This window comes from Pedobacter sp. (assembly GCF_040513095.1).
GTDB lineage: Bacteria > Bacteroidota > Bacteroidia > Sphingobacteriales > Sphingobacteriaceae > Pedobacter.
This window is the reverse complement of sequence record NZ_JBEVDX010000005.1, coordinates 1-13,266: the sequence shown is the minus strand read 5'-3', so window position 1 is coordinate 13,266 and position 13,266 is coordinate 1. Positions and strand designations below refer to the sequence as shown.

General features: G+C 43.3%; 17 protein-coding genes. 9 read left to right on the top strand and 8 right to left on the bottom strand.

Annotated elements, in window-relative coordinates:
• Window positions 1-504, top strand: a complete 504-nt coding sequence (locus tag ABWY16_RS00505) for a GNAT family N-acetyltransferase (protein WP_353902692.1) — start codon at window positions 1-3, stop codon at window positions 502-504.
• Here the strand turns inward: ABWY16_RS00505 and ABWY16_RS00500 are convergent.
• The gene (locus ABWY16_RS00500; protein WP_353902691.1) at window positions 501-1,814 is read right to left on the bottom strand and encodes a M20/M25/M40 family metallo-hydrolase; all 1,314 of its coding nucleotides are present in this window, start codon (window positions 1,812-1,814) and stop codon (window positions 501-503) included. The genes ABWY16_RS00505 and ABWY16_RS00500 overlap by 4 nt on opposite strands.
• Entirely contained in the window at window positions 1,811-2,905 is a 1,095-nt protein-coding gene (locus ABWY16_RS00495; protein ID WP_353902690.1) for a DUF4407 domain-containing protein, read from the bottom strand. The genes ABWY16_RS00500 and ABWY16_RS00495 overlap by 4 nt, the downstream gene beginning before the upstream one ends.
• A 164-nt stretch (window positions 2,906-3,069) precedes the next feature.
• Between ABWY16_RS00495 and ABWY16_RS00490 the strand changes: the two genes are divergently transcribed.
• Window positions 3,070-3,384: a rhodanese-like domain-containing protein gene (locus ABWY16_RS00490; RefSeq protein ID WP_353902689.1), complete on the top strand. Its 315-nt coding sequence runs from the start codon at window positions 3,070-3,072 to the stop codon at window positions 3,382-3,384.
• Window positions 3,385-3,386: 2 nt separating this feature from the next.
• Window positions 3,387-3,614 carry a DUF6358 family protein gene (locus ABWY16_RS00485; protein WP_353902688.1) on the top strand — a complete coding sequence of 76 codons (228 nt, stop codon included), beginning with the start codon at window positions 3,387-3,389 and terminating at the stop codon, window positions 3,612-3,614.
• A gap of 41 nt (window positions 3,615-3,655) precedes the next feature.
• Here the strand turns inward: ABWY16_RS00485 and pepT are convergent, their stop codons facing one another.
• Window positions 3,656-4,912: a peptidase T gene (gene pepT / locus ABWY16_RS00480; protein WP_353902687.1), complete on the bottom strand. Its 1,257-nt coding sequence runs from the start codon at window positions 4,910-4,912 to the stop codon at window positions 3,656-3,658.
• Between the two features lie 58 nt (window positions 4,913-4,970).
• On the opposite strand from pepT, the gene ABWY16_RS00475 reads away from it, so the two are divergent.
• From ABWY16_RS00475 to ABWY16_RS00465, 3 genes are all read left to right on the top strand, one after another.
• On the top strand, window positions 4,971-5,681 hold the full coding sequence (locus tag ABWY16_RS00475) for a hypothetical protein (RefSeq protein WP_353902686.1): 711 nt from the start codon (window positions 4,971-4,973) through the stop codon (window positions 5,679-5,681).
• Window positions 5,682-5,758: 77 nt separating this feature from the next.
• On the top strand, window positions 5,759-7,459 hold the full coding sequence (locus ABWY16_RS00470; RefSeq protein ID WP_353902685.1) for a M14 family metallopeptidase: 1,701 nt from the start codon (window positions 5,759-5,761) through the stop codon (window positions 7,457-7,459).
• 1 nt (window position 7,460) lies between these two features.
• Window positions 7,461-8,078: a rhomboid family intramembrane serine protease gene (locus ABWY16_RS00465; RefSeq protein ID WP_353902684.1), complete on the top strand. Its 618-nt coding sequence runs from the start codon at window positions 7,461-7,463 to the stop codon at window positions 8,076-8,078.
• A gap of 25 nt (window positions 8,079-8,103) precedes the next feature.
• On the opposite strand, the gene ABWY16_RS00460 is transcribed toward ABWY16_RS00465, so the two are convergent.
• Window positions 8,104-9,072, bottom strand: coding sequence for a hypothetical protein (locus tag ABWY16_RS00460; protein ID WP_353902683.1), 969 nt, complete (start codon window positions 9,070-9,072; stop codon window positions 8,104-8,106).
• Between the two features lie 166 nt (window positions 9,073-9,238).
• Between ABWY16_RS00460 and ABWY16_RS00455 the strand changes: the two genes are divergently transcribed.
• A complete protein-coding gene (locus ABWY16_RS00455) occupies window positions 9,239-10,270 on the top strand; it encodes a dipeptide epimerase (protein ID WP_353902682.1) in 1,032 nt (343 codons plus the stop codon).
• A gap of 27 nt (window positions 10,271-10,297) precedes the next feature.
• On the opposite strand, the gene ABWY16_RS00450 is transcribed toward ABWY16_RS00455, so the two are convergent.
• Genes ABWY16_RS00450 through ABWY16_RS00435 form a run of 4 tightly spaced genes read right to left on the bottom strand, consistent with a single transcriptional unit; the run spans window position 10,298 to window position 12,472 of the window.
• Entirely contained in the window at window positions 10,298-10,999 is a 702-nt protein-coding gene (locus ABWY16_RS00450) for a class I SAM-dependent methyltransferase (RefSeq protein ID WP_353902681.1), read from the bottom strand.
• A 21-nt stretch (window positions 11,000-11,020) separates the two neighbouring features.
• Entirely contained in the window at window positions 11,021-12,121 is a 1,101-nt protein-coding gene (locus ABWY16_RS00445) for a mechanosensitive ion channel family protein (RefSeq protein WP_353902680.1), read from the bottom strand.
• A complete protein-coding gene (locus tag ABWY16_RS00440; protein WP_353902679.1) occupies window positions 12,112-12,252 on the bottom strand; it encodes a hypothetical protein in 141 nt (46 codons plus the stop codon). The genes ABWY16_RS00445 and ABWY16_RS00440 overlap by 10 nt, the downstream gene beginning before the upstream one ends.
• A 13-nt stretch (window positions 12,253-12,265) precedes the next feature.
• The gene (locus ABWY16_RS00435) at window positions 12,266-12,472 is read right to left on the bottom strand and encodes a YtxH domain-containing protein (protein WP_353902678.1); all 207 of its coding nucleotides are present in this window, start codon (window positions 12,470-12,472) and stop codon (window positions 12,266-12,268) included.
• 134 nt (window positions 12,473-12,606) lie between these two features.
• Between ABWY16_RS00435 and ABWY16_RS00430 the strand changes: the two genes are divergently transcribed.
• Both ABWY16_RS00430 and ABWY16_RS00425 read left to right on the top strand, forming a co-directional pair.
• Complete coding sequence (locus ABWY16_RS00430; RefSeq protein WP_353902677.1) at window positions 12,607-12,978, top strand: hypothetical protein; 372 nt, start codon at window positions 12,607-12,609, stop codon at window positions 12,976-12,978.
• A gap of 90 nt (window positions 12,979-13,068) precedes the next feature.
• A partial coding sequence (locus ABWY16_RS00425) for an uL13 family ribosomal protein (RefSeq protein ID WP_353902676.1) occupies window positions 13,069-13,266 on the top strand: 198 nt, incomplete at its 3' end.

Below are 13,266 nucleotides of genomic sequence, written 5' to 3'. Positions count from 1 at the left end.
ATGATCAGTTTAAGAAAAGCAAAAGAGGCCGACCTGCACATTATCCAGTCCATAGGCACAATTACCTACAGGCCAACCTATGAGGTAACATTGGGACAGCAACAGGTGGATTACATGCTCGGTAAATTCTATTCCATCGCCGCATTGAGACAGCAACTGATAGAAGGACATATTTTTATCATTGCCAGCGAAGGGGCCAAGGATCTTGCTTTTGCTTCCTACTCTGCACTTAATGAAAAAGACCATCTTGCAGTTAAACTGCATAAGCTTTATGTATTGCCCGAGGCCCATGGAAAGGGTTTAGGCAAGCTGCTGATCAACGAGGTAAGAGATAAAGCAATTGACATGGGTGCCAGAGGACTGGTGCTCAATGTAAACCGTTACAATAAAGCCCTGAACTTTTATGAAAAAGCCGGCTTTAAAATCAAAGAAACCGTTGACATAGCAATTGGCAACGGTTTCTTTATGAATGATTATATCATGGAATTACCGCTTCAGGGTTAATTTGCCAGTTTCGGAATCCTCACCGGTGTATCGGTTCCTTTAATGATAGTTCTTGCACTTAAGGCAACCGCCCTGATAGTGGATAAAATATTTTCTGTATCCAGGGAACTGTATTCATCTTTTACGCTGTGGTATAACTTATCAATATCAATCTCGTCTGTACTGATGGTATGTGCCGGCACCCCCAATGCAGCAAGGGTAGCATTGTCACTTCTGTAAAACAGGTTTTGATCAGGATAGGGATCCGGATGAAAAGTGAAAGCCGTTCCCTGCAGGTTTTTTTGCAGGATCTTGCCAAAGTCGGATTTTTCGTAGCCGGTAATCCAGGCCGTGTTTTTTCCGAACTTACTGGCTTTTCCAATCATTTCAATGTTAAACATCGCTACCACTTCATCAGGGTTCAGCTGCTGTGAGAAATACTTTGCACCATATCCGCCGATTTCCTCAGCTGTAAAAGCAACAAAGATGAGTGTGCGCTCATTGTTATTTAGTTTTTTATAATATTTAGCTAAAGAGATCATCGCTGTTGTACCAGAAGCATCATCATCAGCACCGTTGGCAATGCTGTCCTGTCCTACCGCCTTAATGATCCCAAGGTGGTCATAATGACCTGAGAAAATAACGTATTCCTTACTTTTAGATTTACCAGGGATCATCCCGGCTACATTAAACAGGGGCAGTTTTACAACGTTGTATTTTAGCGATACTTTAAAGTCTTTGATGGCCTCGTTTGGTGCCAGCACCAGAATAGATGCCGATGGATTTGTCTGTTTCAGGTCTTTCTCATCCAGGGCTGCGCCTTTGGCAAAGTAAGATTTCATCAGGTTAAAATCGGCTGCAAATTTCTGGTCTACCAGCACGAGCTGACGCTTTTTACTGTTCAGTATAGCGCGGAGTTGCGCTTTGAACAGTTTTCCGGTGTCCATTTTAATCCAGCCATCGCTATTGGCCTGGTTGAATGTGATACTTTCTGAAGTATTGCCAAGGATCATCACGTTTGCCGGATCAACAGTTTTTCCGTCAATTGAGATATCAGTGCTTTTTGGGCTGAGCTGGTATTTGTAAAAAGTCTGCCTGTATCCTGTGGCGCCTGTTAATGGCTGCAGCCCTATTTTCTTGAATTCTGCTGATATAAAAGTTGCTGCTTTATCTATTCCGGGTGTAAATGTTCCCCTGCCCTGCATGTCGTCACTGCTCAGGGTTTGGATCAGGTTGTCTACATAATCTTTGGTGATAATCTTATCAATGTTCTGGGCTTTCGCCGTTCCTGCTATCAAAAGCAGGATCAATGGATAATAAAAGAATTTCATTCGTTAGTATTTAAAGTTAGTTGTCTTTTTTGCCTTTCGGTCTCTGTAGAGACACGGGTATCATGCACGCCATCGGTTACTGCTATTTCATAATCGCGGTCTTTCTCCGAGGTATGGATCTGGCTGTCTTCCAGGTTTTCTACCGATCTGTCGTACGGCCCTCTTGAGCTCATCATCTTCACAAATACCGGCAGGCATTCAAAGAAAATAAATAACAGCCCTATAAAGGTAACTGCAAGGGCAGTTGTATTGTCCCGTGTGCCATTTGTATTAAAGCTCAGCTGGCCCAGGGCCCAGTTTCTGTCGGCAAAACCTGCAATATTCGCCAGGCTGTCCAGTTCTTTACCGGTGTAAAGTTTTTCGGAAAGCAATCCGTCAAACTGCTTTCTGCCTGCTACGAAGTTTTCCATTCGCCTCACATCTGCATTCACCGAATCCAGGTTCTGCTCCCGCTGTTTGAGCTCTTCCTCTTTGCGTTTCGCATAGGGGCCATAGCCCATTACCCCTGATGTTTCTTCTGTTTTGGTACCGAATACTTCAAAATTCAGCTTCTGGCGGTCGGATTTGATCCCGCTGGCAAGAGAGTCGCGCTCCGCTTTGGATTCGTTCAGCTTATCGAGTTCTATCGTATATTTATTGGTAAATGCTTTATTGAGCGTATCAATCTTTGACCGCTGGTTGTTCAGGTAGCTTACTTTAAGGCGTTCCCTGATTTCTTTATCAAATATTTTGAGCTCGAGCGGACGGGAGATGACCATGCCGATCATGATGGCCAGTAAGATCCGCGGCGTTGCCTGCGCAATCTGTTTAGCGGAGGAGGAGTTTTTGTTGATACTTGCAACGATATACCTGTCCATATTGAATATGGCAAGTCCCCATAAAAGGCCAAAAAAAATGGAAAATAAAACTGCGGCGGTATCGCCTTTGAAAACGAAATACATAGCATAGCCGCCAGACAGCGCGGCAAACAGGCCTGTGAAAAATATGGTGGCTCCGATACCCACATATTTATTGTGCTCAGTAGGGTGCTTTTGAAGGGTAGACTGATGTACGCCAGAACAAAACCAGAAAAAGCGGGTAAGTGCATCCATAATAAACAAAGTTAAGAAAGAATACTATTAAACGCCCGGTATGGCAAGTTGTTACAGGAGGCGCCGGCAACAATAAATTTTGACTTGTGCTTGGCATTTAAGTTATTCATAAACTTTATATTTGACCCGGGCATGGGATACACAAACCCATTAAAGCTACGAATATGAAAGAAGTTACCGTACAAGAACTGAAAGAAAAAATTGACAACAAGGAAGATTTTCAACTGATTGATGTAAGAGAAACTTTCGAATATGAAACTTCTAACCTTGAAGGGGAGAATATTCCTTTGGGCGGACTGCTGATCGAGATCGATAAAATCTCAAAAGATAAGCCTGTGATTATGCAATGCAGAAGCGGACAGCGCAGCGCAGCTGCGGTAATGCAGTTGGAGCAGCGCGGCTTTGATAACGTTTATAATTTAAAAGGCGGTATCCTTGCCTGGAGACAGGAATTTGATCCAGGCATGCCGGTTTACTAAAAATGAAGAAGAACATTGCATTAAATGTATTCTATACGCTGGGTATCGTTGTATCTGTCGTAGGTATTAAATGGGCCTACCAGGCACATAATATCCCTGTGGTAGGGGTACTGATCGCTACAGCGTTATTTTTCCTTTACCTGAAGATCAACATTGTTAAAGATGTGAGATCATCCATTAAGGATAAAGAGAGCAGCATCAACGCGGCCGCTAAGGACGAAACAATTTAACCGGAAGACCTTTCAGACCCAGACCTGAAAGGTCTTTTGGTTTATATGCTCTTCTCTTCCCAGATCAGCGCGATATTAATAATCGTTTCCACGGCCTTTTCCATATCCTGTACCGAAGCCCATTCCTGTTTGCCATGAAAAGCATGTTCGCCGGCAAATATATTCGGGCAGGGCAAACCCATCAGGGATAACCTTGATCCGTCTGTTCCGCCCCTGATACTTTGTTTTTTCACCGGAATGCCCGCCCTTTCTATCGCCAGCATTCCATATTCCAATACCTGCGGATACTGATCCAGTACTTTCTTCATATTCCGGTACTGCTCTTTTATCCGGAGTTCATAAGTAGCATTAGGATAGTTGTCCATCACCTTTTTTACCAGTGCTTCAAGCGTACGGCCATGCTCTGCCAGCAGCTCATCATCAAAATCGCGGATGATAAAATGCGCTTCTGCCTGCTCTACATTGCCCTGAACAGATACCGGGTGAAGGAAACCTTCTTTTTGTTCGGTAGCTTCTGGTGTTAGTCTGTCTTTAGGTAAGGCACTTAGGATATCTCCCAGGATCTTAATGGCACTTTCCATTTTTCCCTTCGCAAAACCTGGGTGTGAACTGACGCCGTTAATGATCAGTGTTGCTCCGTCAGCGGAGAAAGTCTCATCCTCGATAGAACCACGGGTTTCGCCATCAACAGTATAGGCAAAATCGGCCCCCAGTTTTTTTAGGTCGGCTTTATCTACGCCTCTTCCAATCTCTTCGTCAGGCGTAAATAAAATCTTTATCGTTCCGTGTTTCAGGTCGGGATTGGCTACCAGAAAAGCCGCAGCCTCCATGATCTCTGCCAGTCCTGCTTTATTGTCGGCGCCCAGCAGGGTTGTTCCGCTGGCGGTAATGATATCGTTTCCGATCTGATCCCTGAGATCCGGATGTTCGGTCATTTTTAAGATGACCGATGGATCATCGGGCAGCACCAGATCCTGCCCCTGGTAATTGTGATGAATTATAGGTTTGACTTCATAACCGCTGCAATCCGGTGAGGTGTCCATATGCGAACAGAAGCAGATCACCGGCACTTCCCTGTCAGAATTTGACGGGATTGTAGCATATACATATCCATACTCATCCAGATGTGCATCAGCAATACCGATTTCCAGTAACTGCGAAACCAGCACTTTGGCCAGGTTCTTCTGCTTTTCAGTAGAGGGAACGCTTGCCGATGCCGGATCAGACTGTGTGTCTATTTTTACGTATTCAGTAAATCTATTTTGCAATGAATTACTGCTGTTCAGATATTTTAGCATATTTTTAAAAAAGTAAAGGTAATAAAGATCAAACTTTACAATTAAAAATCACCATAACTTGAAAAGGATAATTATATCGACTTTATTCCTGGCTTTTACACTTTCGTCATTTGCTCAGTCGAATTTTTACAAAATAGCTGTCGGCGCCGGTTTTGGAGCCACACAATCTTTTACCGAAGTACAGAAACACAGCTTTGGCTTATCCGGGTACGGAACTCTTGATTACCTGCTTACACCATTTGCAAGCCTCGGGCTGGAGCTTCAGAAAGGTGAGGTTAATGGGGGCGACTTCAAAAATGATCCCCTCAACCGCGAGTTCGTAAACTCTTACCTTTCATTTGCAGTAAATGCAAAAGTATCACTGGGCCAGATCCTTAACGACCGGTACAACGGCTCCTCAGACTTGCTGAAAGGGATATACATGGGTACAGGGGTAGGAGTTATCAAGAACAGCACGTTGTTTTCCACCGGGCTCGATCCGCAGGATAACAATTTTGCAGTAGTAGATAATCTCGATTCAAAAGATATCTTTTTTCCGCTCAATTTGGGGATCAATGTACATTTCGCCGACCGCGAGGGTTTTTACAGATATGTGCTCAATTTCAATTACCAGGCTAACTTTACGCTTGGTGAAGGACTTGATGGTTATGACGACTCCAAAGTCACATTTCAAAGTGGTACGGTAGATATTTTCACCTTCTTTTCTGTTGGCTTAAAATATAACTTCGGAACAATGGGATTGTCAAGAAAGACCTTCAGAAAATATTAAATTTGTACCTGTAGTATACTGCCAATAAGTTATAGCCGATGAAATCCTTTCTCCTGTTTTTAATTATTTTTTTCTCCATGAATACTTTTGCACAGCAGACGCCATATGAGTTTGGCAATAAAAACCAGACTGCCACCTATGATGAAGCCATTGCTTTTTATCAGAAGCTGGCGAAATCATCTCCGCAGGCAAAACTCCTGACTTACGGCAGCACCGATTTCGGAAAGCCCCTTCATTTGCTGGTGTTGTCAAAAAATAAAGTTTTTGACCCGGCTGCAATCAGGAAAAGCAATCACAGGATCTTACTGATCAATAACGGGATCCACCCGGGTGAGCCTGAAGGGATAGACGCCTCGATGATGCTGGCCCGTGATTTATTAAAAGACAACCAGCTGCCTGATGATGTAGTGATCTGTATCATCCCGGTTTATAATATCGATGGTTCCTTTAACCGGAGCAATACCTCCAGGGCCAACCAGAATGGGCCGGAAGCATATGGTTTCAGGGGAAACAGCAAAAACTACGACCTCAACAGGGATTTTATCAAAACCGACTCCAAAAACTCCGCGGCCTTCCAGGAGATCTTTAACACCTGGCAGCCGGAAATATTTGTAGATACCCATACCAGCAATGGTGCCGATTATCAATATACGATGACGCTGATCCCTACACAAAAGGATAAGCTGAATCCTGTACTTGCAGGTTACCTGACAAAAACTATGGTGCCGGCACTCTATGATAAAATGCAGCAAAAGGGATTTGAACTCATTCCCTACATCAACTCTGTAGAGGAAACTCCTGATGCCGGGATTACGGGTTTCCTGGAATCGCCACGGTACTCTACAGGATATGCTGCACTGCACAATACCATCGGCTTTATGCCCGAAACTCACATGCTGAAAGCCTATGACAAAAGGGTTGAATCTACTTATCTGCTGCTAAAAACTTATGTTGAAATCGTGGAGCGTGATGCAAAACTGATCGGCGAAAATAAGCGAAAGGCCGACGAGGAGATTGCTAAGCAAAAGGATTTTCCGCTGAGCTGGAAACTAAATGAAAAAGTATGGGATACTATTTCTTTTAAGGGATTTGCAGCTAAATATAAGCCTAGTACTGTAAGCGGGGCCGACAGGTTGTATTATGACCGTAATGACCCCTATACCAAAGAAATTAAATACTGGAATAAATTTGAGCCTCAGGTTACCGTAGAAAAACCATTGGCATATGTGATTCCTAAAGCCTGGGACAAAGTGATTGCGCTGCTGAAACTAAATGGGGTTAAACTTCAGCAACTGACGGCTGATACACAGCTTTCGGTAGATTCGTACTATATCACTGATTTGAAGACAGCATCCAGACCGTATGAAGGACATTATTTACACAGCAACGTACAGCTAATCACAAAACAGCAGCAGCTGCAATATTATGCCGGTGATTTCGTGGTGTACGTTAACCAGGTTCAGAACCGGTATATCATGGAGACCCTTGAGCCTCAGGCTACAGATTCTTTTTTTACCTGGAACTTCTTTGATTCCATTCTGGATCAGAAGGAACATTTTTCGGCCTATGTGTTTGAAGATACGGCTACGGGAATCTTAAAAGACGACCCGGCACTGAGCAGATTGCTTGAGCAGGAAAAAGCAAAAGATCCTGCATTTTCTAAAAATCCGGCCGCACAGCTGGACTTTGTTTACAAGCATTCAAATTACCACGAAAACACACATATGCGCTATCCAATCGCTAGATTGCAGCGCGATACCAAAATCAACCTGAAATAACATGATCGGATACCTTCTGAATACCCCTGTTGCCTCTATCATATTTATATTTACACTGGTAACCAGTATCTATGCATTGAATGACGCCGGTCTTTACGGTAAATTTATGCTGCATCCCTACAGTGTATACCGTAAACAGAATGTTTATACCCTGATCACCAGCGGGCTGGTCCATGGCAGCTGGATGCATTTGATCTTTAACATGTTTACCTTCTATGCTTTTGCCTTTACGCTGGAATCAACTATTGGAAGTTTACGTTTCGGTGTTCTTTACTTTGCAGGACTTATATTGAGTGATATTCCATCAGTAATCAAACATAAAAATGATTACGGCTATCATAGCCTCGGTGCTTCCGGAGCAATTTCTGCCGTACTATTTAGCTATATCTTATTTTATCCCTTAAATACGCTGATGATTTTCCCGCTGCCAATCCCGATCTGGGCAGCGCTCTTTGGCATATTATACCTGATATACAGTTATTACATGTCCAAAAGTTCCAGGGATAATATCAACCATGATGCGCACCTGTTTGGTGCCATTACAGGTATCATCATTACAGTACTGCTTGTTCCGGGTATCGTTCCGCATTTTATTGCATCAATTACCGGGCAGGGGTAGCCTAAGTACAGAAGCAAGGGTGAATTTAATCTGTTTCTGGTAAGGAAGGCGGATTGAAGTAACTGGTAGGGTTGTTCGGATCTTTCCTGATCTCCATCAGCAGGTTTCCCCAGGGCTTCCAGAAGTTTTCCAGCACCTGTGCATAGGTTTTGTGCTGCCAGACATCAAACAAGGGTTTGTTCATTGTGCCTCTTAAGGGCATAGCATCAATATAAATAGAACCTTCGACTGGCATAATGGTATATTCCGGTAAACGGTTAAACAGGTAAGCCGAATAAAAGAACCTTGCGCTCAGTTCTTCAAACTGCTGCTCTGTTAAAGGCTGTGAACTGATCTGGTCCAGTATTTCCTGGTGGTATTTTTTGTTGGTTCCATTGTCCTGCAGACAGGCAATGATCCCGAAGTTTTTAAGTTTAAGGGAGAAAGTCAGGGTATTGATTTCATCGCGAAAGCTAAATGACACTTCTTCTTTTTCCATCGGTACAATAACGATCGACCAGGGAGTAAATTCTTCAAATTCTACATTCAGGTATATCCCCTGGATCATAGTTTGCAGATTCCCGAATTTGTGCATCAGACCCTGCGACATATTTAAGCCATCGCTGCTCAGCTGCTGCTGACCAACCGCGGCATGCATTTCAATGTAGATCAGACTGTACAAAAACTTACCAATCCACCTGAACAGATCGGCTTCATCAAGTTGAGATACTGCCTCGTAGCCTATAGCAAAAGCCGCTGCTATTTTTTGTTCCAGTGGTTCAATGAAGTGGGTTTGTACTTCTTCGTTTACCGGCACTTTCAGTGAATTATATGACCTGATGGTTTCATCGAGCAACTGTATCTGTTCGTCACCACTGAAATTAGCCATTTCCAGCAGCCATGCAGGCAACACATTGGTCTGTATAATGGGTGTATTAAAAGTATTTCCGCTTAAAAAGCAGTTTTCGTACTTAAAATCAAAGTTTTTGAACGGTTGATAGATTGAGCTGACCATATAGTGCGCAATATTAGGAATATTATTTCTAATGCGCTTTAACGGGGGGCACAGGTGACAGAAAAGGGACAATAAACGATAAGTTTTTGAGCATATTTTCCTGGGAAGATGATTATCTCTGCTCCCGATGGTTTAACTTTGAGTTGAAGTAAAAGCAAATCAAATTATGCAGGCAGTCCATATCGCATTTAATCTCGAACTCAAACACCCTTTCGCCATTTCCCGTTTCTCCAGAACAAGTACACCGCTGCTGTTGCTGAAACTTACTTATGAAAAGACGGAGGGGTACGGAGAAGCTTCAATGGTTCCTTACCTTGGAGAAAGTTATGCTACTGCTGAAGGCTTCCTGCAAAAAGTGGACTGGAACCGCTTTTCCTATCCTTTCAATTTTCAGGAGATCATTGATTATCTTGACAGCCTTGAAAAGGGACATCCTGCGATCAAGGCAGCGATAGAGATTGCATTGAATGATATCAATGGGAAGATCCTGGGGAAACCATGTTATGAGCTATATGGTGCTGATCCAGCAAAAATGCCCATCACTTCTTACACGATAGGGATCGATAAACCTGAAGTAATCAGAGAAAAAGTTGCGGATGCCAAAGGTTTCAAAGTACTAAAGATTAAACTGGGTTCGGATGATGACAGGGGGCTGATTCAAACTATCAGAAGCGTAAGCGATCTGCCTTTATATGTTGATGCAAATCAGGGATGGACAGACCGTAAAAAGGCGATTGAACTGATCTACTGGCTGCATGACCAGGGTGTATTGTTGATTGAACAGCCTATGGACAAACATGACCTTGAAGGAAATGCCTGGCTGACCGGGCGCAGTCCTATTCCTATCCTCGCAGATGAAGCTGCACAGCGACTTGCAGATATAGATGGCCTGAGAGGAGCTTACCATGGAATCAATGTAAAACTGATGAAAAGCGGCGGCATGTATGAAGCACATCAGATGATCCTGAAAGCACGTTCCTATGGAATGAAAGTTCTGATTGGCTGCATGAGTGAAACGTCAGTCGGTACACAGGCAGGAATCGCACTGGCACCCTTGTGCGACTGGGCAGATCTTGACGGGCCATACCTCACAAAAAACAATCCTTTTGAAACACCAAAAATGGAGAATGGCAGGTATATTTTAGAAGAACTTCCAGGTCTGGGTCTGAAAGGTCTGCCGGTTGATTTGTTTGAATAAAAAAAATAATGTGTTCCCTAAAGAATTTTAACCTCGCGAAGCAGTTGCTACCCGCATTTCTGCAAGATACTGATCCTGTCCATCGTCAAATAAGAGGTGGCATTCCCATCCGGATTCACGGGCAATCTTCTTTAGCAGCTGCGGATCAATATACAGCCAGTTGAACCATTCGCCTTTTTCTCCTTTGTATTCATACTGATAGGAAACCTCGCCATAATATTTATCAGCAGGCATTTCAGTATCATCATATAAGTAGGTGATATCAGAACTATCAAACAATAACTGTCCACCCTCGTTCAACAGGTTTTTTGCATGATCCAGGAAATTCCTGAACCCTTCAACTGTTCCTGTCAGGCCTATGCCGTTCATCAGGAACAATAACGTATCAAATTTTTCTCCGGTGTAGCTGAAAATGTCTCCTTCAATGGCATTGGTAAGTCCCCGTTTTAGCATGATCCCTACAGCAGCAGCAGAAATATCAATAGCTGTTATTTCGAAACCTCTTTCCTGCAGTATCATGGCATGGCTTCCGGCACCACCGCCAACATCCAGTACCCGTCCTTCGCACATGTCCATTGCTTCAAGCTCAATATCAGGCATTTCCTCTTCCGTACGGAAGAATATATCTACCGGCATCTCTTCGGGCTCATCATAAGAATTGTGCAGCCAGAGGGTCTCAGCGGTATTGTTATCAAACTGGTCCTGTAAAGCTTTTCCAAAAACATCCATAGGGTAAAGGTATTGAAAATATTATTCAGGGATATAAGGGGGACTGTCCTTTTTGCCGCTTTCAGCATTAAACTCCAGTCTGGTTTTGGGCAGACTTTCCGGATAGTTTGTCCTGATGAAGCCGATCATTTGTTCACGGACATCACAGCGCAGGTCAAAAGCCTGCGAAGAATTACGGGCGCTCATCAGGAAACGGATTTCTATAGTACGTTCTTTATTGTCTGTTACCTGCACCACATTTACCCTTTTGTCCCACAATGGATGTGCTGTCAGCAATCTGGTCAGTTCTTCCCGTAAAGGCGGGACCGGTATAGTATAATCCAGGTAAAGGAACACTGTTCCCAGTAACTGGGCAGATACTCTTGTCCAGTTCTGGAAAGGCTTTTCAATAAAATAGGTAATCGGGAGGATCAGCCGGCGCTGGTCCCAAATATTGACCACTACATACGTAAGGGTGATTTCTTCTACTCGGCCCCATTCACCTTCAACAATTACCACATCATCAATGCGGATAGGCTGTGTAAACGCAATCTGAAAACCAGCCAGAAGGTTCCCCAGCGATTTCTGGGCGGCAAAACCGATGATAATACCACCTACACCTACCCCTGTAAGCAGACCCGTACCGATTTTACGCATACTTTCGAAGCTCAGTAAAACCAGGGCTATAGTAATCAGTATAATCAGGGATACAACAAATTTGCGGATAAACTGCAGCTGGGTCCTTATTTTTCTTTCTTTGAGGTTGTCTTCTTTGCTGAGGTCGTATTTGTGGTAAAAATGATCTTCGAGTACTTTGATAATACGGATCAGGATCAGCGAAAAACAGATGGTCAGCGATATTTCCAGTATCCTGCTCAGTTGGGCGCGCAGTGTTTTGTCAAGCACCATAAATCCCAGGGACATATTGAGCAGCAGTAAGGGGATAAATATCCCTGCAGGATGGTTGAGGTGACGGATGATTGACCGGATCTGGAAAGAGGCCCAGTAGCGGGAAAAAAACTTAAAGGCTTTGAGGATAATAAATTTTAGTATTGCTCCTATGGCGATGGCAGAGCCTGCCAGGATAAAGTTCTGAATCCACTGAGGTATCGGGTGTCCAAAAAAATCGTCTATTAACTCCATGCGGGCGCTTTGTTATAATCATATTCCCGGTTATACTCAGGAACGGCAACGTGTTTAAATCCATGGTCTTTGATGCGTTGCGCAAAGTTCTGCTGGGGGAAGCGGAATTTGGTAATGCCGGAATGCGGCATTACCTATAATGAATTACGCTCTTGCTTTCGAAATTTTATCCTTAACAGAATCAGCTACATCAGCTAATTTGTCTTTTGAAGAATCCAGCAGATCTGCGAACCAGTCTGACAGTTTATCTTTTACATCATCACCTTTATCAGTAGATAAGATTAACGCTACTGCGGCACCAAGAGCTGCTCCTGCAAGTATACCTGCAACAATTTTCGTTTCTTTTTTCATAACACCTGTTTAATAGAATAATAAATGAATAACAATACCAGCCTGAAATAGTTCTTTAATATTTGAATTTATTGAGATTTGGCCGGTTTATGATCATCTTTGAAAAAGTAAACCTAAGGGGGTTTACCTGCCATATGCTGAGAACCTTATCTTACCTGAACCTTATAGGCACGGTGTGCTACTTTCTGGCTTATCTTCAAAATGGCAACAGTATTGTCATTACAGGCTTGCTGGGGGTAATTGTGTACCAATGGCTGAGCCTTCGGAACCAGGAACGGGGGCAAAGCAGCTGGACGGTAATTCAGCTGATTTTTGCTTTTTTGACATTGGTTTTTGCCCTTTATCTGGGATACGGTGGCTTTTCCCTGCTGCTCAGTCTGATGGAATATCAGTACTATCCGCTGAGCAGCCTGACGCTGGTGGGCTATGGTTTACTGCTGATGTTTAGCCTTCTTTTTCATCTTTTTTTTAGCTGGAGGGCAAATTCAGTAAAAAAAGTTGAGTAACCATTTGATAGTTACACATTTTAATCTATCTTTGCAGTCCCTAAATCACAGGGAGAATAAATAATTGTTTAACAAATTAAATACAAGCAAGTGAATACGTTAAGTTACAAAACTGTCTCTGCCAATGCTAAAACTGTTAACAAACAGTGGGTTGTTGTTGATGCACAAGGCGAGATTTTGGGGCGCTTGTCATCGAAGATCGCAATGATCATCCGTGGTAAAAACAAGCCTGAGTACACCCCACACGTAGACTGCGGCGATAATGTAATCGTTATCAATGCAGACAAG